The sequence below is a fragment of the Bifidobacterium santillanense genome, assembly GCF_018555385.1.
Lineage (GTDB): Bacteria > Actinomycetota > Actinomycetes > Actinomycetales > Bifidobacteriaceae > Bifidobacterium > Bifidobacterium santillanense.
Map to the genome: position 1 here is coordinate 74,658 of NZ_JAFEJS010000010.1, position 18,928 is coordinate 93,585.

Annotated in this window: 14 protein-coding genes and 2 tRNA genes; 6 read left to right on the top strand and 10 right to left on the bottom strand. The window is 64.2% G+C overall.

Annotation, left to right across the window (positions count from 1 at the left end; genetic code table 11):
- Window positions 1–88: 88 nt before the first annotated feature.
- Window positions 89–1,438 (top strand): NAD(P)/FAD-dependent oxidoreductase, encoded by a 1,350-nt coding sequence (locus JS528_RS09105; RefSeq protein WP_214358746.1) that lies wholly within the window; start codon window positions 89–91, stop codon window positions 1,436–1,438.
- Window positions 1,439–1,440: 2 nt separating this feature from the next.
- Here the strand turns inward: JS528_RS09105 and JS528_RS09110 are convergent, their stop codons facing one another.
- Window positions 1,441–2,565: a beta/alpha barrel domain-containing protein gene (locus JS528_RS09110; RefSeq protein WP_214358747.1), complete on the bottom strand. Its 1,125-nt coding sequence runs from the start codon at window positions 2,563–2,565 to the stop codon at window positions 1,441–1,443.
- A 427-nt stretch (window positions 2,566–2,992) separates the two neighbouring features.
- Between JS528_RS09110 and JS528_RS09115 the strand changes: the two genes are divergently transcribed.
- Window positions 2,993–3,844 (top strand): amidase domain-containing protein, encoded by an 852-nt coding sequence (locus JS528_RS09115; protein ID WP_214358748.1) that lies wholly within the window; start codon window positions 2,993–2,995, stop codon window positions 3,842–3,844.
- 970 nt (window positions 3,845–4,814) lie between these two features.
- On the opposite strand, the gene JS528_RS09120 is transcribed toward JS528_RS09115, so the two are convergent.
- Both JS528_RS09120 and JS528_RS09125 read right to left on the bottom strand, forming a co-directional pair.
- Complete coding sequence (locus JS528_RS09120; RefSeq protein WP_214358749.1) at window positions 4,815–5,387, bottom strand: hypothetical protein; 573 nt, start codon at window positions 5,385–5,387, stop codon at window positions 4,815–4,817.
- Window positions 5,388–5,430: 43 nt separating this feature from the next.
- Window positions 5,431–6,477 (bottom strand): CPBP family glutamic-type intramembrane protease, encoded by a 1,047-nt coding sequence (locus JS528_RS09125; protein WP_240541434.1) that lies wholly within the window; start codon window positions 6,475–6,477, stop codon window positions 5,431–5,433.
- A 529-nt stretch (window positions 6,478–7,006) separates the two neighbouring features.
- Here JS528_RS09125 and JS528_RS09130 point away from each other — a divergent pair.
- The gene (locus JS528_RS09130) at window positions 7,007–7,774 is read left to right on the top strand and encodes a response regulator transcription factor (protein ID WP_214358751.1); all 768 of its coding nucleotides are present in this window, start codon (window positions 7,007–7,009) and stop codon (window positions 7,772–7,774) included.
- A gap of 138 nt (window positions 7,775–7,912) precedes the next feature.
- Here JS528_RS09130 and JS528_RS09135 read toward each other — a convergent pair whose 3' ends face one another.
- A complete protein-coding gene (locus tag JS528_RS09135; RefSeq protein ID WP_214358752.1) occupies window positions 7,913–9,463 on the bottom strand; it encodes a hypothetical protein in 1,551 nt (516 codons plus the stop codon).
- On the bottom strand, window positions 9,460–10,140 hold the full coding sequence (locus tag JS528_RS09140) for a DUF805 domain-containing protein (protein WP_214358753.1): 681 nt from the start codon (window positions 10,138–10,140) through the stop codon (window positions 9,460–9,462). The genes JS528_RS09135 and JS528_RS09140 overlap by 4 nt, the downstream gene beginning before the upstream one ends.
- Window positions 10,141–10,272: 132 nt before the next feature.
- Between JS528_RS09140 and JS528_RS09145 the strand changes: the two genes are divergently transcribed.
- Both JS528_RS09145 and JS528_RS09150 read left to right on the top strand, forming a co-directional pair.
- The gene (locus JS528_RS09145) at window positions 10,273–10,836 is read left to right on the top strand and encodes a PH domain-containing protein (RefSeq protein WP_214358754.1); all 564 of its coding nucleotides are present in this window, start codon (window positions 10,273–10,275) and stop codon (window positions 10,834–10,836) included.
- A gap of 182 nt (window positions 10,837–11,018) precedes the next feature.
- A complete protein-coding gene (locus JS528_RS09150) occupies window positions 11,019–13,016 on the top strand; it encodes a PH domain-containing protein (protein ID WP_214358755.1) in 1,998 nt (665 codons plus the stop codon).
- A 411-nt stretch (window positions 13,017–13,427) separates the two neighbouring features.
- Here the strand turns inward: JS528_RS09150 and leuD are convergent, their stop codons facing one another.
- Together leuD and leuC are read right to left on the bottom strand one after the other, a co-directional pair.
- On the bottom strand, window positions 13,428–14,117 hold the full coding sequence (gene leuD, locus JS528_RS09155; protein WP_214358756.1) for a 3-isopropylmalate dehydratase small subunit: 690 nt from the start codon (window positions 14,115–14,117) through the stop codon (window positions 13,428–13,430).
- Window positions 14,118–14,130: 13 nt separating this feature from the next.
- Complete coding sequence (gene leuC / locus JS528_RS09160; protein WP_214358757.1) at window positions 14,131–15,534, bottom strand: 3-isopropylmalate dehydratase large subunit; 1,404 nt, start codon at window positions 15,532–15,534, stop codon at window positions 14,131–14,133.
- Between the two features lie 302 nt (window positions 15,535–15,836).
- Here leuC and JS528_RS09165 point away from each other — a divergent pair, with 302 nt between their 5' ends.
- On the top strand, window positions 15,837–16,661 hold the full coding sequence (locus JS528_RS09165; RefSeq protein WP_217626175.1) for an IclR family transcriptional regulator: 825 nt from the start codon (window positions 15,837–15,839) through the stop codon (window positions 16,659–16,661).
- 274 nt (window positions 16,662–16,935) lie between these two features.
- Here the strand turns inward: JS528_RS09165 and JS528_RS09170 are convergent, their stop codons facing one another.
- The 3 genes from JS528_RS09170 to JS528_RS09180 form a co-directional block, all read right to left on the bottom strand.
- Complete coding sequence (locus JS528_RS09170; RefSeq protein WP_214358758.1) at window positions 16,936–18,339, bottom strand: metallophosphoesterase; 1,404 nt, start codon at window positions 18,337–18,339, stop codon at window positions 16,936–16,938.
- Window positions 18,340–18,524: 185 nt separating this feature from the next.
- Window positions 18,525–18,599: transfer RNA gene (locus tag JS528_RS09175), tRNA-Gln, on the bottom strand.
- Window positions 18,600–18,639: 40 nt separating this feature from the next.
- Window positions 18,640–18,712 (bottom strand) — tRNA-Glu (locus JS528_RS09180).
- Window positions 18,713–18,928: the final 216 nt, after the last annotated feature.

Genomic DNA, 18,928 nt, shown 5'->3' on the forward strand with positions numbered 1-18,928 from the left:
GGATGACGGTTGGTGAACGCTCACAGCGGGAGGCAAGGCAGAAGACTCCCGGCGCTCGCCATACGCACATACGCAAAGGAGCATATCCATGACCACCGTCGCCATCGTCGGCTGCACGCACGCCGGCACCTTCGCCGCCACGTCGATCCTCGCCGAGCACCCCGATTGGACCGTCCACGTCTTCGAGCGCAACGGCACGCTCTCCTTCCTGTCCTGCGGCATCGCGCTGTGGGTGGGCGACCACGTGTCCGACCCGAAGAAGATGTTCTACTCCTCCCCCGAGTCGCTCGCCCAGGCCGGCGCGACCATGCACATGCGCACCGACGTCACGTCGATCGACGTCGAGGGCCACACCCTGACCTACCGTCCGGTCGACGCGGGCGAGGACGCTCCGACCGAGACGCTCGAGTTCGACAAGCTGGTCGTCACCACCGGCTCGCGCCCGGTCATCCCGCCGATCCCGGGCATCGACAGCAGGCACGTGCTGCTGTGCAAGAACTGGGACCACGCGATCGCCATCAAGGAGAAGGCCAGGGAGGCCAGGTCCGCGGTCGTGATCGGCTCGGGCTACATCGGCGCCGAGATCGCCGAGCAGTTCTCGCTCACCGGCGTCGCGACCACGCTGGTCGACGGCCTCGACCGGCCGCTGGCGAACAACTTCGACAAGCAGATCACCGACCAGGTGGCCGCCGCGTTCGAGGAGCACGGCGTCACGCTGGCCCTCGGCCAGAAGGTGACCGCCTTCCGCGACAACGACGACGACACCGTCACCGTCGTCACCGAGAAGGGCGAGTACACGGCCGAGATGGCGATCCTCGCGGTCGGCTTCCTGCCGAACACCGACCTCCTCAAGGGCCAGGTGGACATGCTGCCGAACGGCGCGATCGTCGTCGACGACTACATGCGCGCCTCCGCGCCGGACGTGTACGCGTGCGGCGACTCGGCGACCGTGTTCTACAACCCGACCGGCAGGCACGACTACATCCCGCTGGCCACGAACGCCGTGCGCCAGGGCCTTCTGGTCGGGCGCAACATCGAGACGCCGACCGTCAAGTACATGGGCACGCAGGCGACGTCCGCCGTGCAGCTGTACGACCTGTCGCTGGCCGCGTCGGGCCTGACGAAGGCGGGCGCCGAGCGCCGCGGCCTCACGGTCCGCGAGACCGAGCTGACGGAGGACTACCGCCCCGACTTCATGCTCACCACCACGCCGGTCACGTCGATCCTGACCTGGGACCCCGAGACCCGCAAGGTCAAGGGCGGTCAGTTCTGCTCGAAGGCCGACATCTCCGGCGCCGCGAACGTCATCTCGATGGCGATCCAGGCCGGGTTCACGATCGACCAGCTCGCAAACGTCGACTTCCTGTTCCAGCCGAACTTCGACAAGCCGGTCTACTACGTCGGCGCCGTCGCCATGAAGGCGGCGGCCGAGGCCTGACCTCAGCCCTTGATCTCACGGGCGAGGTCCGCGTTCCACATCGCGCCGGTGGCGGACATCACGCTGTCCGCGCCGGCGTTCTTGTACGCGTGGTAGTCGGCCGGCGTCACGACGCCGCCGACGCCGTTGATCGCGAAGTCGAGGCCGAGCTTGTCGCGCAGGGCCGCGAGGCGGGAGACCATCTCGAGGCCCGCGCCGCGGATCGCGTTGCCGCACACGCCGGAGCGGTCGCGGCCGGCGCCGGGCAGCGCCTGATCGCCGTTCGCGTCGACGAGACGCGCGGAGATCGTGTTGATCGTGCTGAAGCCCTGCACGGTGCCGCGTCCGACGGTGGAGCGGATCATGAGCTCGAGCGAGGCGTCGTCGGAGATGTACGCGAGCTTGACCATGAGCGGGATGTCGCCGATCTCGCGCTTGACGGCCTCGGTGATGCGGCCGACGAGCTGCGGGTTATGGCACAGCAGTCGGTTGTGGCCCTCGTTCGGGCAGCTGGTGTTCATCACCATGACCTTCGCGCCGGTCTCCTTGACGAGGCGCGCGGTGGTCGCGTGGTCGGCGATGTAGTCGTCCTCGCTCATGCCCTCGACGCGCGAGCCCTGGAAGCTCGGCACGAGCAGCTGGCCGGGGCCGGCCGCCTCGATGGCCGCGCGCATGTCCGGCTGCCAGACGTCCGGGTCCTGCGAGGGCACGCCGAAGCTGTTGGAGATGGAGATCGGCGCCTCGTAGTTGGTGTCGGCGAGCACGCCCTCGTCGAGCTCGGCGCTGCCGGGGGTCAGGGACCCGTCGACCGACTTCGGATGGACGGCGAGCACGTTCGGGAACGGGTTGCAGCCCCACGCGCGCGAGCGCACGGTCTTGTAGGTCGCGAGGTCGAAGCCCATGCGGAACGCGGCGGTGGTGAAGCGGCTGTTGAGGAGGGGCCCGGCGGGGATGCCGAACGCGAGGTCCACCGGCACGCCGAGGAACGCCTCGGAGTGCCTTCCCACGTGGGCCGGAACCTTGCCGTCGGCCGTCGGGGCGGACTCGGCCTCCTTCAGCGCCTCGGCGAACAGCCCGAACGGGCCCTGCTCGTAGTTGTCCTCGTAGGTGCGGTTGACGTCGTAAAACGGTACGGACTGCTGACTCATGGTTCCTCCCATGGTTGCCGGTTGAGGAATCGGTGTATTTCTTCCGTTATACACCCGGAATACCCCGCTTCTCTGGATTTCACGGCCAACCGCTTCACCTCTCCCACAGATGACAAGTCACCCGCGGCAGCTCAGAGGCCAAGCCCATCCGGTCACCGACAGGAATGCGCAAGCCGTTGAGCCGCCATATGACAACCTCAGCATAGGCAATACCTCCCATAAGGTCATACCCTGGACTTTCATACCGACGTCTCCATGACATAAGAAGACATGTCCCAGCAAGAATACATTAGAGACAAACGGCGTTGAGACCACCACCAATCAACCATCATCGATACATTAACGTCAGTAAAACAGTATGAAAAATATTTATAACATAGCACCAAAATCAAAATGCGAATATACATATTTTTTATAGGAGGCAAAGATGTTTAAACTAAAAATAGTCAGCTCCATCACATTACTGTCATTGACAATGCTTTTATTACAACCACCGCTTGCACTTGCATCAACCAAACAATCAGATATCACTCAACCATTAGACAATTATTCACAATTGATCGAACAGCAATATAACATTAAATCAGAAAAGAGAAAGAAAGACTCAAAGCCACACAGCGAAGATTTGATAGCACGGAACCAAACCGACTACATCATTAACGCATTTAAAACTTCCGGTCTTACACCGGATAAAGCTACCGTTTCCACTTCGGTAAAGTCTATCTCGCCAAGAGCTAATAGATATATTATTTTAGTCTACATGACTACAAATGTCATCTATCATCGTTTAAACGAAAACAACAGAAAAGTTAACAACTCATGCCAATGGACAGACCTTCATAAGTTGACCTTATCCACACAAGACAACTCTAACAAAGTGGTCACGGAAGATAAATTACTACCCGAGCGCTCCGACGATAACAACAACAGTGACACCAACGGCGGTAAAACCATAACTAATGCCAAGGACGGAATCTCCACACAACAGGCACTTACCCTACGACATACCCCTATAACAGCACGAGCGGGAAAGAAACCCATACTTCCCAACTTCATGAACGGAATCAGATACGCTTTGAAATGGACAGATTATCCATATAACGGAGACGAAAAATCGGACTATAACCCAAGCTATCCATACAACGAAACAGACAATTGCGCCAATTTTGTTTCTCAATCAATCCATGAAGGTGGAGCACCTTATCAAACAGCCCTATCAACTAACACAAAAGACCCCAACCTCTGGACACCAAATCTTATACTTGGACACGACACATAGACTTGGTCAAACGCAGAATCAAATTATAACTATATGATTAGCAAGTATTACAATAAATGCAAAAGTCCTTGGGTAGGTATTGGCGACTTAATCTACACTGAGTGGGAAGGCGATGGCCATATCAGCCATGCCATGATTGCCACCTAAGCAGATAGAAGCTTTCTCCCTGACGGCACAATGATATTCAATACATATATTTCTCGGAAGACCACCAATCGTCACAATATTCCATTAAGTGTCGAAATGGCAATAGCAACAAAACAACATCCAAACGTTAAATGGCATGGACTGACCATGAAATGGGTTAATTAAAGAATATAAGCCAAAGCACATATTTCTGATCAACATGGGGGCACTCCGTCGCAGGCTCGCAACGGAGTGCCCCCCCCCATTGCTATCTGATAAAGCACCTTTGACCAGACAGACCCGAAATCGATCAAGCATCATCCAATACTTGTCATCCAACTTAGCATCAAAGATACAAAGCTCAAAAAATGCGTCTCCACTCATTCAATAAAGACAGATCCCATCCTTTGACCTGTCAGATCAATAAGATCTCAGCAGGGATTCTTAGCTGTCGGATTGTCGGTTCAAGCTATTTTACCGATTGCAACCATCTCCAAATTCCTCGACAAAGAATGCTCACCCTGGCTTACCGATAGAAGCAATCAACAATAAGGACACTTGAACATGAATGTTGCCAAAATGACCATTACCATCAGTGCGTTTGACTCAAATTCATATCGATAGATAAAATCATTCAAATGCAATAAATTCAAAAAATTTTTGAGTTAGATAGTCTCAAATAAGACCCTAAGCATGCCATCCGCAATAAATCTTTATTAACGTCACACCAAGCGCATCCATTATCCACAAAAGGAAAACCAAACATCAAGCACAATATACATTGCAAAACATAAGGAATCCACATATCAACAGATATCACACAATAATATTAATAATGATTTAATCACCCATTCCCAAATCCAATTGTTATCCAACCCGTTCCATCACTGGACCGAGAAGGATCGTATAGCAATCTATATACATAAGATCCACTGCTTCCCATCGACTGTGTTTGGGCATTAAAACTGTCACAGCGATAAAACATCATGTAAGAAGCCTGCACTCCTGTTTTATTTTTCTCTTTCACATCTTTTCGAGAAAGATCATCCGGCAACACCTCCGAATATGTTATTCTATCAATAGAACAACCCCTCATAAACGACACATCTTTCTCGATATGAACCGCCCCCTCTCGAAGTACTGATTGAGAAAATAATCTCGACTGAGATAATTCAATATCCGTAGACGATGTATTGACAGGCTTCTGAATAAATGATAGACCCATTTGCTGATATATATAGCAAATAGTAGCCAATATACCTGCAGAGAAAACTCCAACCAGAAAGAAGGCAATTATCATCCGCCTCAAAAAACGCATATCCTCACTTCTCCCTATCAAAGTTAACCACCCCATCAGCTTCAGACACAGTTCCAACTCCGCATAATTATCAAATTCAACATAATCACCCGCATCCATAGTTGAATTTGAAAACTGTTCGACAAATCATACAGCCATCAGATCAGCCGCCGAGCATCGCGGTGACGAACGAGATCAAGGCCTGGCCGCCGTTGAGGACGACGCAGAGGATGAACGTCCACGCCGTCCATCCGAAGTAGGTGCCGGGCGCGCTGCGGTGGGCGCGCACATACGCCGTCAGCCCGCGTCCGTAGACGGCGAACACGACGATCGCGGCGATCACACCGATCAGCGACAGCGCGACCGAATAGACCAGATATCCGGTGTCGCCGAGGTAGTGCGAGGCGAGCCCGTCGATCACGCCGGACAGAATCGCGTTGTTGAACACGTGCAGCGCAATCGCCCACACCAGCGAGTACTCCATCGCGACGAAGCCGAGCACCAGACCGAGCAGGAACGCGAACACGCCCTGCACGACGTCGCCGTGGAACAGGCCGAACAGCAGCGCCGAGGTGAGGATCGCGAAGTCGCGGCCCAAGGGCTTGAGCTCCTTCATGAGCACGCCGCGGAACATCACCTCCTCGCAGATCGGGCCGACGAGGCCGATGTACAGCCACATGCTCACGGTGGTCGCCGACGCGCTGATGTCGTCCAGCGTCGGCGAGACCAGGTCGATGCCGATGGCGGAGAAGCCCATCTGGATCAGGATGGTCGCGCCCTGCACGCCGAGGCACAGCGCGACGAACACGAGGAACCACAGCGGCCTCATCCGTGCGCCGCCGTACCGGCTGACGCGGCCGATCCGCTCCGGTTCGCCGTACCGGTCGACGTGCGCGCCGCCGAGCCAGAACTCGCGGGTGAGGATGTCCCTGCGACGCATGAGCAGCAGGAATCCGAACGCGCAGAGCACCGAGAACAGGCTCATCACGCCCGTCCAACGGTTGACGACGTCATCGGCGGAGGATCCGCCGAGATTGACGCGGACCCCGTGGTCGGTCACGGCGACGGTCGCCATGACGACGACCATGGCCACGATCACGCCGGCGTTCACCACCAGCTCGTAGGCCAGCGACAGGCCCACCGGGCGGTTGACCATCCTACGCAGCCGCCGTCTCCACGCGGTGCGCGGGTCCTGCGGCGGAGCGGACATCGCCTGCGGCATCGGACCGGGGACCGGAGCCTGTCCGAAGGCCGGGGCCTGACCGGGGACCGGCGTTTGCCCGGGTGCCGGTGCGCCGGCGGTCGACGGCAGCGGGGGCCGTTGCGTGGGATACGCCGGTGCCGCCTGACCCGGCGCATACCATCCCGGCTGCGTCTGCGCGGGCCACGGTTGGGCTTGGGATTGCGGTTGGGATTGCGGTTGGGACGGATACACGGGGGCCGGGGACGGAGACGCCGGAGACGCCGGAGACGGTGTCGCCGCAGGCTGCGCGGACGTCTGCGGATCGCCCGGCGACATGGACCGCGGCTGCGCGGTCGGCTGAAGGCCGTCGGACACGGCGGCCTGCGGTTCCCGATTCGGGGAATCGTGCTGGGGAATGTGTTCGTTGGTGTTCATGGTTCCCACGCTAACCCCCGGAACTGGGGAATTCGCGCGCATGTACACAGACGTCTACCAGCGTCCGTCCAGCTCGCGCCATTGCCGCGTTCGGATTGCGCGACTCACTAGGATGGAGGTCATGAGTGTTGAGAAGGGGACGCCGACGCTGGTGGCCGTGGTGGACAACGACCGCATGGCGCTGCTCGCCCTGAAGGGCATCCTGCCGCAGCTGCTGCCGTCGGCCCGATGGGCGTGGGAGGCGCGGACCGCCGACGAGGCCGTGCGCATGGCGCTGAACCCCGAGACCCGGCCGAAGCTGCTGCTTGTGGACATGTCGCTGGGCGAGGCGACAGGCGTGGGCGTGTGCCGCAAGATCCGCATGCGCACCGACCGCGTGGCCCTCCTCGGCATCACCGCGTTCTCGGTAGCCGACTACGCCGTGCGCGTCGCCGAGGCGGGCGCGCAGGGCATCGTCTCGAAGGCCGACATCCCGCAGCTGGCCCGTGCGCTGCGCACGGTGGCATCCGGCGGCGTCTACGCGCCAGCCGAGGCGCGGTCGGTCACGTTCCATACGGCCGCGGAGGCGCACCGTCTGTTCACGGGGCGGCGGACCGGCGCGACCGATGCGTCCGCGGCACCCGGCGATGCGCGCCACGGCGCCTCCGGCACCCCGGTGACCGGGGCCTCCACGCCGACCGGCATGGCCGATGGCGACGAATCGGCGCCGAGACTGGGCGCCAAGGAGGCGGAGACGCTGCATCTGCTCTCGCAGGGGCTCTCCTACGATCAGATCGCCGCGCGGTGGGGCGTCGCCGCGTCGACCGTGCGCACGCACGCGCACCGCGCGGTCGATAAGCTCGGCGCGAAGTCGCTCGCCCACGCGATCGCGATCTGGCTCACCCGTTGACGGCGCGGGTCGCACGCGTCTTCGCACCGCCTCACCGCCGGACACACCGCCTCACCGCCGGCGCCCGGCCTTCCGCTTCCCCACCCCGCCGGGAGGGACGACGGAAACGAGACATGCACCCGTCGGCATGACGGAACGTCAGAACGGAATGTGGGCGCCGATCGTCCACGTGCCGTCCTGCTCGCTGGTGTTGAGCGTGCCGCCGAGCGCCTCAACGGCCGCGCGATGCATCGCCAGTCCGCCGCCGTGGCGACGTCCGTGCACCAACGTCGCCGATTCGTCGGCGAGCGCGTTGACCTCGCTGATGCGGATGCCGTCCGCCGCGATGTCGATGAACAAGGTGTACGCGGGTGCGACGCCGGTCGCATCATGCCCCTCCGCGGCCGCGGCACCGTCCGCCGCCGGCCGGACAGCCGATGCGTCCGGCCCGTCCGTCATACGACCCTCCGCATCCGCGCCGGCCACCGCGCCCACGTCACCCATCGCGCAGTGACGCACGATGTTCGCGTAGATCTCCTCGACGAGCCCCATGACGACGCGCCGCACCGGCTTGGGCACGACGACGTCCGGCGCACCGTTGAATCGGGTGACGCCCCTGAGACCGAGCATCGCCATCGTGCGGTCCTGATCCTCGACGTACTTCTCCAGCTGCGTATCGAACGCGAGATCGCCGATCGGTGCGTTCGTCGCGCCGGATGCGCCGGTTCCGGCACCACCGTTCCCGGTTCCGTCGCCATCGGACGACGCGGCCGTCCCCTCGCCGCCGACTCCGCCCGCTTCGGCCGCGATCTCGCCCTCGAGCCCGGCGAGGTCGCGCCTGCCGTTCAACACGTCGATGACCTCGTGGACGCGGTCGAGCGCGTGGTGCGAGCGCGCGTAGATCGCGTCCAGCATCGCCGCGTCGTCGTCCATCGCCTTCGCGCGCCAGGCGAGCATCGCGATGGTGGACATGTCGTTGGCGACGGAATCGTGGATCATGTGGGCGAGCTCCTGCTCGCGCGTGACGCGGCCGAGCATCGTCTCGACGCGTTCGGCCCGCTCGTCGGCCGCCGACGCGCGGCGGAACGCGGCGCCGAACACGACGAGGAACCCGAGGACCATCACGTCGACCGCGACCGTCGCGACGCCCACGATCAGCGTGTAGGACGACAGCGCCGTCTCCGGATGGGCGGGAATCAGGTCCCCGATGCCGCTGGACTCGTTGAATCCGTCGATGAAGCCGCGGACCGCGCTGCCGCCGACGGACGCCGTGTCGAACAGCGCGAAGCACGCGGCGTCCGCGACCGAGTAGACGACCAGCAGCCCGGCCACCGCCCGGTTGGACAGCACGTAGCCGATCGCGAGGAAGACGACGACCTGTGTGGTGCCGCCGGTCGCCCACCACCATCCGTCGGGCAGGAATCCGGCTGCAAGGAACAGCACGGGCGCCTCCACGCACACCGTGCGGGGACGTAACGGCAGCAGCGCGATCACACCCATCCAGCACAGGGCCAGCAGCATCTGCACCGGGGACGCGGGCGGTACGAGGATCAGTTCGGCCAGTGTCGCGATGAGTCCGAGGATCGCGGTCTTCCCGAGGAAGTGCGGTTCACGCCACCAATCGCGCGCCCTGACCAGCATGCCGACGAATCCGCCGAGACCCGTGCCCTCACGGCTCCCGGCGTCGTGCGCATCACGCCCGCCACTCATGCCGACACGCCTCCGGCGACCGCGTTCGCCGCGTTGCCGTCCGTCATCGCGGCACCGGCCGTACGGCCCGCAAGGGCGTCGACCGGCGGCCTGTCGAACCGCGCGCCCCTCGGGTCGCCGGGCAGCACCATCAGGATCACCGACGCCAACGAGCCCAGCACGTAGAGGCCGACGGTGGCCAGTATGCCCACGACGACCACCGCCGGATCGTCGTGGCCGGTGTACCCGTTCACCACGCCGGCGACGAAGGTCGGGACCACGGCGCCGGCCTGCGGCAGTATGGCCAGCAGCAGCCACCATCCGCTGCGGTTCTGGTCGTGCAGTCGACGGACCGACAGCGAGATCGTCGGGATGAAGAACAGCAGCTGGATGGCGAGACCGACGTTGCCGGCGAGCTCGTCCAGCGGGGAGTCGGCGCCCGCGGTGGCGGCGACGTCGCTGACACCGGCCGCGAAGCCCACCACGTACACCGCCGCCATCGCGGCGAACGCCAGCAGTCCACCGAACACGACGGTCCACCAGTACTCGCCGCGCGAGGCGCGCCCGTGGAACACGAACATCTTCCTGAAGAACCGTTCGATCGCGGCGACGAAGCCGATGCCGTACCACGGCGCCCACAGCGGTGGCCTTACGCTCCGTCCGTCCGACGTGGACGCATTGATGCCGATGTTGTTCATGGCGATTCCTTTCCTCGTGTTGTTGCTTCCACTCAACCGCATCCGTCGCCTCCGGTCCAGCTTCGCGCCCGACCGGTCAACAGGTGTGTACCGTCCGCCCGCGGGACCGTCCCGTTCCGATACAGTGAGGCTATGGACGAACTCGGGGAAGGCTCGATGACGACCGGACAACCGGTCGGGGGCAATGCGGACGGCCGTCATGCAGGCCGCCGTGACGACGGATGGCGCACGCTGCCGGACCGTGCGAGATCGGCGTGGCTCGTCGGCGAGGCGATCGGCTGCGGCATCTGGCTGGGGGTGTGCGGCGCGGTGACGGCCATCTGCATGATGAACGACTGGTGGGGGTTCTGGCCGCGGCTCGTCGTCGCGCTGGCCGCCGCCTACGCGGTGCTGGATCTCGCGTTCCAGCCGCTGCAGACGAAATACGCATACGCGTTCTACCGGTTCCGCATCGGCGAGCGCGACCTGCGCACGCGCAGGGGCTGGCTGTTCCGCCGCTCGACCACCGTGCCGTACAACCGCGTGCAGCATGTGGACACAAGGCAGAATCCGGTGCTGCGGTACTTCGGTCTGACCACGGTGGTCGTGCACACGGCCGCCGACGTGGTGGAGATCGAGGCGTTGGACGCCGCCGAGGCCGAGCGCATGGTGACGCTCATCACCGAGCGCGTCGCGAACGCGAGGGACGACCTGTGATGGGCGTGCACTCCCACGGCTCCGACCCTGCCGGATCCGGCCCCGCCCCGACCGAACCCATCCCGTCCGGTCCCATCCCAATCGCCCCTGCTCCAGCGGATTCGCATCCGTCGAGGTTCCGCCCGAAGGACGTGTGCGCCTTGGCCGACCGCCCATCCGGCGCACACTCCGATGGCTGGCGGATGCTGCATCCGTTGGGACTGCTGGTCGCCCTGGTCGATTCGTTGCGGTCGATGGTCAGCCTGGCCGTCTCGCTGATCGTCGTGGCGCGCGTCATCGTCCGATCGCACGCCTGGAGTCTGCCGGCGATCGTCGCGCTCGCCGTGGTGGCGGCGCTGTCGCAGCCGATCGCGCGGTGGGCGTCGACCCGCTACCGGCTTGGGCCCGACGCGTTGTCATTCCGCTCCGGCGTGCTCTTCCGCAGGGACCGGACCATCTCCTACGGTTCGATACACGCGATCAGCAGCTCGTCGCCGATCTACCTGCAGCCGTTCGGCGTGGTGCGTCTGACCGTCTCGGCGGCCGGCGCCGGCGACACCGACATCACGCTCGACGCAGTGCCGGCCGCGCTGCAGCTCGAGTTGGAACGGTTGCGCGCGTCGGCGTGCGCGAGTCCACACGACGCAGGCACCGTGGCCAGATCGCATGGCGCCTCTACCGGGCCGGCCTCCGACGCGGTCGCCACTCCGGGTGGCAATACGGACGCCGCCGCGGACGCCCCGACCATCTCGTCCGACTCCGCGTTTGGGGCTCCGGGCGAGACCCCGACGACATCGGCGATTCCGCCGTCGCGCGTGCCGTCCTCGGCCATCCCGTCACCGGACGCATCGTCACCGGCCATCCCGCATCCGGTCCGCGGCGATGCCCCGGTGTTCCGCGCCTCGACGCGCGACATCCTCCTGTTCGCGGTCACCGACCTCGGATTCCTCGCGGCCGCGTTCGTCGTGTACGGGTTCGTGCAGAACGTGCAGGACATGCTGCCGCGCGACTGGACGAGGACCGCCGAACGCACGCTCGGCGACTACGCGGCGAGCGGCGTGACCGCGGTCGTGATGCTGGCGCTGGCGTGCGTGATCGTCCTGATGGTCGTCAGCATCGTCACCTCGCTGCTGCGGTTCCACGGCTTCGAGGTGTGGCGCCGCGGCGACGACCTGGTGGTGGTCCGGGGCCTCATCACGCGTCGCACGACGACGATTCCGGTCTCCCGCATCCAGACGATCGTCATCCGGCAGTCACTGCCGCGACGCCCGTTCCGGCTGTGTTCGGTGGGATTGGGCCTGAGCTCGTCGGCGACCGGCGGCGACGGCGAGGAGAGCGCCGTCTCCGCCGCGAGCGTCCTTCCGGTGATCGGCACCCGACGCGTCCACGACGTCCTGCACGCGATGCTGCCCGAATGGGACGTGCGCGAACCGGCCGATGCGACGGCGTGGCGGACGGGCACACGGGTCGTCGACACGTCCACGACGACGCATGCCGCCATGTCCGGCACGGCGCCCAACACGACGCCCGACACGTCCGCGGGCACGGTCGGAGATGGCCCCGACGACACCGCGGGCGGCATCGAGGCTCCGCGCCTCCGCCGGACCGGCCGCGATTTGACGCGCTACTACCTGATGATGCCAGTCGTCGTGACCTTCGCCGCGACCGTCGCGGTCGGCGGCGTTACGGCCCTGACGACCGGCTGGCGGTTCTGGTGGGTGACGTTCGTCCCGCTGGCCGTCGGCGCGTGGTGGACGGTCTGCCGTTGGCTGAAGTCGCGCACCGAGGGCTATGCGATCGTTCCCGACGGGAACGGGATTCACGACGCGATTCCCGACATGTCGCACGGTGACGCTCCCGAAACACCCGCCGACATGGACGCCGATGTTCCCGTCGCGGTGGATGTCGCCGGCGTCGTTGCGGCGGATGTTCGCGCACCGGACTCCGAGGCGACCGCGTCGCCCCGTCCGCTGCCCCATCGCATCATCGTGACGGGCGCGATCCGGCTGACCACGTTCACGATGGAGACCCGTCGCTCGCGCGTGCAGTCGATCACCCGCGCGACGACGCCATGGCGCGAGCCGCGGGGCGTCGAACGGGTGCGGATGGCGTTGTTCGTGATGAACGGCGTCGACGAGCTGCGGTTCATGTTCCTGCACCGCGCCGATGCGGACGCGTTGGAACGCTGGCTCGAATCCTAGACACCGCGACACCATCGTCCCGGGGTTCGACATCCCGTTCCGATTCCAGCGTCACCTTTTCTCGGGATCGGCCCGATGCTCGAGAAAAAGGCCCGCTGACGAACTCCCCGCGGTACAAATTCTCGAGATGGGCCCATTGCCCGAGAATAGGTACCTCTGAGACGCGATGAGCGTCACCTTTTCTCGGGGAATGGGATCATCCCGAGAAAAGGTGACGCTCATCAGACGAATCAGACGGATCGACGCCGGCCGAAACGGCGATCGAGGCTAGATGATGCCTCGATCGGCCAACGGGCCCGGACCCGCAATTACGGACTCGCCTACGGCGAGACCCAATCCGGCCTCACCGCTGTCGCGGTTCGGCGCGACCCCTGCCGGAAGTCCACCGGACTCCCGGCCGCCCGATCGAGGCTAGATGATGCCTCGATCGGCCAACGGGCCCGCCCATTCCTCGTCCTTCGGCTCGCGGGCGGAGGCGATGGGTTCCTCGGGCAGGTGCTTGGCGGGGATGGTCTTGGGCTTGAACGGGAACTTCTCGGCGCGCATCTTCTCGTAGGCGGCGATGTCGTCCTCGTGCTGGAGCGTCAGGTCGATGTCGTCGTAGCCGTTCATCAGGCGCCAGCGGGTGTAGTCGTTCACCTCGAACGGGAGGGTCACGTCGCCGCAGGTAACGGTGCGGTCCTCGAGCGAGACGGTCATCGGGCGGCCCGGCTCCTCCTCGAGGAGCTTCCACAGCAGCTCGACGCTCTCCTGCGGCATGATCGCGGCCAGCACACCGTTCTTGGCGGTGTTGCCGTAGAAGATGTCGGCGAAGCTCGGCGCGATGACCACGCGGAAGCCGTAGTCGTGCAGCGCCCACACGGCGTGCTCGCGGGAGGAGCCGATGCCGAACTCGGGGCCGGCGACGAGGATCTGGCCCTTGGCGTACTCCGGCTTGTTGAGCACGAAGTCGGGGTCGCGGCGCCATGCGTAGAACAGGGCGTCATCGAAGCCCGTCTTGGTAACGCGTTTGAGGAACACGGCCGGGATGATCTGGTCGGTGTCGACGTTGGAGCGGCGCAGCGGCACGCCCACGCCGGTCAGGGTGGTGAGTTTTTCCATAACGTACTGTCCTTTACAGATCGGCGGGGGACGAGATCGTACCGCGGATGGCGGTGGCGGCGGCGACGGCCGGCGACGCCAGATGCGTGCGCGAGCCCTTGCCCTGGCGGCCCTCGAAATTACGGTTCGACGTCGAGATCGAACGCTCGTTCGGCACGAGCTTGTCCGGGTTCATGCCCAGGCACATCGAGCAGCCGGCGTTGCGCCATTCGGCGCCGAAGTCCTCGAACACCTTGTCGAGTCCCTCGCGCTCGGCCTCGAGGCGCACGCGCGAGGAGGCGGGCACGACGAGCACGCGGTGGATGTTCTTCGCCTTGTGATGGCCCTTCATGATCGCGGCGGCCTGACGCAGGTCGTCGATGCGGCCGTTGGTGCACGAGCCGATGAACACGGTGTCCACGGCGATGTCCTTGATCGGCATGCCGGGCTTCAGGCCCATGTAGTCGATCGCGCGTTCGGCGGCGGCGCGCTTGGTCGCGTCGGCGATCGTCTCCGGGTCCGGCACGTTCGCGGTGATCGGCAGGCCCTGACCGGGGTTGGTACCCCAGGTCACGTACGGTCCGAGCTTGGTCGCGTCGATGTCCACGACCTTGTCGAACACGGCGTCGTCGTCGGTCCTGAGCGTCTTCCAGTACGCGACGGCCTTGTCCCACATCTCGCCTTCGGGCGCGTGCGGACGGCCCTTCAAGTACTCGAACGTCGTCTCGTCCGGCGCGATCATGCCGGCGCGGGCGCCCGCCTCGATGGACATGTTGCACACGGTCATGCGCTCGTCCATCGTCAGGTCGCGGATCGCCTCGCCGCGGTACTCGATGACGTACCCCTGGCCGCCGCCGGTGCCGATCTTCGCGATGATCGCGAGGATGATGTCCTTGGCAGTGGCGTCGGCCGGCAGCTTGCCGTTGACGTTGATCGCCATGGTCTTGAACGGCTTCAGGGACAGGGTCTGCGTGGCCATCACGTGCTCGACCTCGGAGGTGCCGATGCCGAACGCGAGCGCGCCGAACGCGCCGTGCGTGGAGGTGTGCGAGTCGCCGCACACGATGGTCATGCCCGGCTGCGTGAGACCCAGGATCGGGGCGAACGCGTGGACGATGCCCTGATCGGCGTCGCCGAGCGGGTGCAGACGCACGCCGAACTCCTTGCAGTTCTTCTCGAGCGTCGACAGCTGCAGGGCGCTCGTCTTGTCCGGGTTCGGGCGGTCGATGTCGACCGTCGGCGTGTTGTGATCCTCCGTGGCGATGAGCTGATCGACGTGGCGCGGCTTGCGTCCGGCCAGTCGAAGTCCCTCGAACGCCTGCGGGCTGGTGACCTCGTGCATGAGCATCAGGTCGATGTACAGCAGGTCGGGCGCTCCATCGCTGCCCTTCCGTACCAGATGATCGGCCCAGACCTTCTCGGCCAGTGTCGTTCCCATGGGGATTCCTCCTAATTTTCTTAGCGCCAGGTATTGCTTTTGCGCCTTGTTCGTGGTAATAGACTATGCGGTCGAACTGCACCCAACCATATCCCGGCCGGATTATGAGATACCCCTCAAACCGGTCCGATATGCGATTTTTGACTTGACTCCGCGAGCATTGTTTCGTGCGATCCGCACACGACTCCCGTGCGTTTCACCCGCGCGAACGCTCCCCAGCAGGCGATTCCAGCAAAGGTTCGCCCCGTGAGACATCTCGTCGATTTGGTGTTTCACTATGTGAGATGGTATAAACATCAATTATGACTTCAACAAGCACAGACCCCACCGTGGCCGAGACGCCAGTCGCGGAACAGATCCCCGCCGAGGACCAGAACTCGGAAACCCCCGAGCAGAACGACGGCGAAGTGCACTCCGGCGTCGGCGTGCTTGACAAGACCGTGAAGATCCTCGACGCCCTAGAGACCGGCCCCTCCACGCTCGGACAGCTCGTGGCCGCCACCGGTCTGGCCAGGCCGACCGCCCACCGCCTCGCGATCGCGCTGGAGCGCCATCGCTTCGTCCTTCGCGACCAGCACGGCCGTTTCGTGCTCGGCTCCCGATTCGCCGAGCTGGCCGCCGCCGCCGGCGAGGACCGACTGCTCACCGCCGCCGGCCCGATCCTGCAGACCCTGCTCGACCGCACCGGCGAATCCGCGCAGATCTATCGCCGTCAGGGCGATCAGCGCGTGTGCATCGCCGCCGTCGAGCGCGCCTCCGGTCTGCGCGATTCGATCCCCGTCGGCGCGATGCTGTCGATGGAGGCCGGCTCCGCCGCGCAGATCCTGCTTGCCTGGGAGGATTCCGAGCGCATGCACCAGGGACTGCGTCACGCCAAGTTCAACGCGACCAAGCTGGCCGCCGTGCGCAAGCGCGGCTGGTCCGAGTCGGTCAACGAGCGCGAGGAGGGCGTGTGCTCGATCTCCGCGCCGATCCGCAACGCGTCCGGCCAGGTCATCGCCGCGATCTCCATCTCCGGCCCGTCCGGCCGTATGGGCAACGCGCCCGGACGCCGCTACGCGCCGCTGGTCATGGCCGCCGGCAAGTACCTGACCGAGGCGCTGATCAAGGCCTCCTCCGGCCGCTGATCTTCCATACATCCACCCGGCCGGCTCCAGCGCCGCACCGGCATCACGAAGGGCGTCTTCCCCACGCGGGAAGACGCCCTTCCGTGTTCACGGGGCGCACGCCGCTCCGAGCACCTGGCGTTTCATGTCGCCGAAGCGCCCTTCCTCGTTCACGGGGTGCGCATCCTCCCCGCATCAGGGATCAGGGCATCACGGCGTCGCGGGCATCGGCCGGCAGCGGGCAGTCGCCACGCCCTCACGCCACGCCACGTCTCCGGCATGGCGCCATCGCGCCTCACCCGAACAGTCCCCTGATCCGTGCCCACAGCGTCGGCCGGCGCAGCAGGTCGTCGCCCTCGCCCTCCTGAGGCGGCTTGGCGTTGAGCGCATACGTGTACGCCTTCTTCGAGCTCGGCTTGCCGACCAGCTCGCCGAATTCCAACAGCTGCGTGCGCGGCGCATACGGGTGACGGATGTCGAACTCGATGAGACGGGTCGCGCGCTTGGCCGGCGCGGGACCGTAGGTGTCGAATCCGCAGGTCGGCGTCGCGGCCATCATCACGCCGTCCAGCTCGCCGACGAAGCCGTTGCGGTGGTCGTGACCGGTCGCCACACCTATATATAGAGGTGAGGCCGGGGATGCCGTCGCGCCCGACGACTCACCCGTCCCGGTCCGATGCGACGCAGCAGGGCCCGTCATCGCATCGACGTCCTCATATTCGACGCCGTCCACCCCACGCAGGATCGCGAACTCCCCCGACTCGTCCGGGCAGCTGATGCCCTCGCCCAGATACCCGCCGGGGCGCACCTTCGACTCGTCCAGCACGTAGTACTGCGCGGCATGACCGCGATAGCCCTGCATCGCGTACGCCGTGGTCGGGGAGACGGGCTTCAGCAGGTCGTAGTACTCGGGCAGCGGCATGTGCTGGAAGACGCCCGAGCGGGCACCGATCAGCCTCGGCGCATCGCGCAGGAACGCGAGCGTGTCGTCGGACGGACCGGAGAAGCCGCCGCCATGCGCGTAGTCGCCCGAATCGAGGACGATCAGGCCCAGGACGGTACGCTTGTTGTCCGGATCGGAGACGGGCAGCGCGAACGTGCCGGGCGCGTGCGGGTAGACGACCTGATCGTACAGCAGACCGTCCTCCGGCAGCACGTCGGCCTCGACGCCGGGCATGGGGTTCACGCAGCCGGGGAACTCGCGGTAGATGGCGTCGAGCTCGGCGTTGTCGAGCCCGCACTGGAAGTCGTGGTTGCCGTACGTCACGGCGAACGGCACCTTGCGGTCGATGAGGGGTTGCAGGAACTGCCCGACGGCCCCGCGCACCAGTTCGCGCGTACGCTCCTTGGCCTCGGCGGCCGATTCCGCGTCGTCGAATGCGTTCTCCGGACTCCAACGACGCTTGCGGAACGTCGCGGCGAATGCGGGGTCGTACCCGGCGATCTGGTTGCCGGTGAAGATCACGATGTCGGGACGCACGGCGTCGAGGCTCGCCCCGATGAGCGCGACCGTGTCCTTGGCGACCTTCGGACCGTCCTGGATGTCCGCGACCTGCAGCACGCGGAACTTGCCGGATGCATGGAACTGCAGACGTCCCAGACGCGCGGACACGGACAGAGGACGGGTCTCCCCCGCCTCCGCCGGCCTGATCCTCGGCTTTGAAGACAACCCCTCGGGCGCGCGCTGTGTTTCCGTCATAGCCTCCACTGTAGCGATGATTCGCCGTTCGCGCCTTCCCTCGACGCGACGGCTTCCCGCGATGCGGCGCGGCATCTCGCCATCCCGCGAAATTTCACCGATCCCCGCATGACAGGACCATGCGGATCATGCCTCGCCGGCGTTTCATCCGGAAAACAAAAAACCCTCGCATTCGCGAGGGTCATTGGCTGGGATGCCTGGACTCGAACCAAGAATGGCTGAACCAGAATCAGCTGTGTTGCCAATTACACCACATCCCAATTTGGCAGGCGTTGCAACCTTGTGGGCTGTAGCGCTTCGTACCCCCAACCGGATTTGAACCGGTGTTGGCGCCGTGAGAGGGCGTAGTCCTAGACCGCTAGACGATGGGGGCATCTTCAGTTTTTCAACCGGCTGCTCGGCGAACCGCGCAACGAGTGATTAATATACGCACATGCCAGGCCTTGCGCAACCTCACGGCGTGTCGCCTTTGTTTCCAACGGTTTCTCAACTCCACGCACCGTCAAGCATTCCCCACGCGTGACCGTCCCACGCAGCCCCACACAGCCTCCTCTACGCGATCGTTCCATGCAGCCCCTCCCCACGCGAC

Coding starts and splice junctions, on each gene's coding strand:
- JS528_RS09105 (WP_214358746.1), top strand. CDS start 89: ATGACCACCGTCGCCATCGTCGGCTGCACGCACGCCGGCACCTTCGCC.
- JS528_RS09110 (WP_214358747.1), bottom strand. CDS start 2,565: ATGAGTCAGCAGTCCGTACCGTTTTACGACGTCAACCGCACCTACGAG.
- JS528_RS09115 (WP_214358748.1), top strand. CDS start 2,993: ATGTTTAAACTAAAAATAGTCAGCTCCATCACATTACTGTCATTGACA.
- JS528_RS09120 (WP_214358749.1), bottom strand. CDS start 5,387: ATGGATGCGGGTGATTATGTTGAATTTGATAATTATGCGGAGTTGGAA.
- JS528_RS09125 (WP_240541434.1), bottom strand. CDS start 6,477: ATGTCCGCTCCGCCGCAGGACCCGCGCACCGCGTGGAGACGGCGGCTG.
- JS528_RS09130 (WP_214358751.1), top strand. CDS start 7,007: ATGAGTGTTGAGAAGGGGACGCCGACGCTGGTGGCCGTGGTGGACAAC.
- JS528_RS09135 (WP_214358752.1), bottom strand. CDS start 9,463: ATGAGTGGCGGGCGTGATGCGCACGACGCCGGGAGCCGTGAGGGCACG.
- JS528_RS09140 (WP_214358753.1), bottom strand. CDS start 10,140: ATGAACAACATCGGCATCAATGCGTCCACGTCGGACGGACGGAGCGTA.
- JS528_RS09145 (WP_214358754.1), top strand. CDS start 10,273: ATGGACGAACTCGGGGAAGGCTCGATGACGACCGGACAACCGGTCGGG.
- JS528_RS09150 (WP_214358755.1), top strand. CDS start 11,019: ATGCTGCATCCGTTGGGACTGCTGGTCGCCCTGGTCGATTCGTTGCGG.
- leuD (WP_214358756.1), bottom strand. CDS start 14,117: ATGGAAAAACTCACCACCCTGACCGGCGTGGGCGTGCCGCTGCGCCGC.
- leuC (WP_214358757.1), bottom strand. CDS start 15,534: ATGGGAACGACACTGGCCGAGAAGGTCTGGGCCGATCATCTGGTACGG.
- JS528_RS09165 (WP_217626175.1), top strand. CDS start 15,837: ATGACTTCAACAAGCACAGACCCCACCGTGGCCGAGACGCCAGTCGCG.
- JS528_RS09170 (WP_214358758.1), bottom strand. CDS start 18,339: ATGACGGAAACACAGCGCGCGCCCGAGGGGTTGTCTTCAAAGCCGAGG.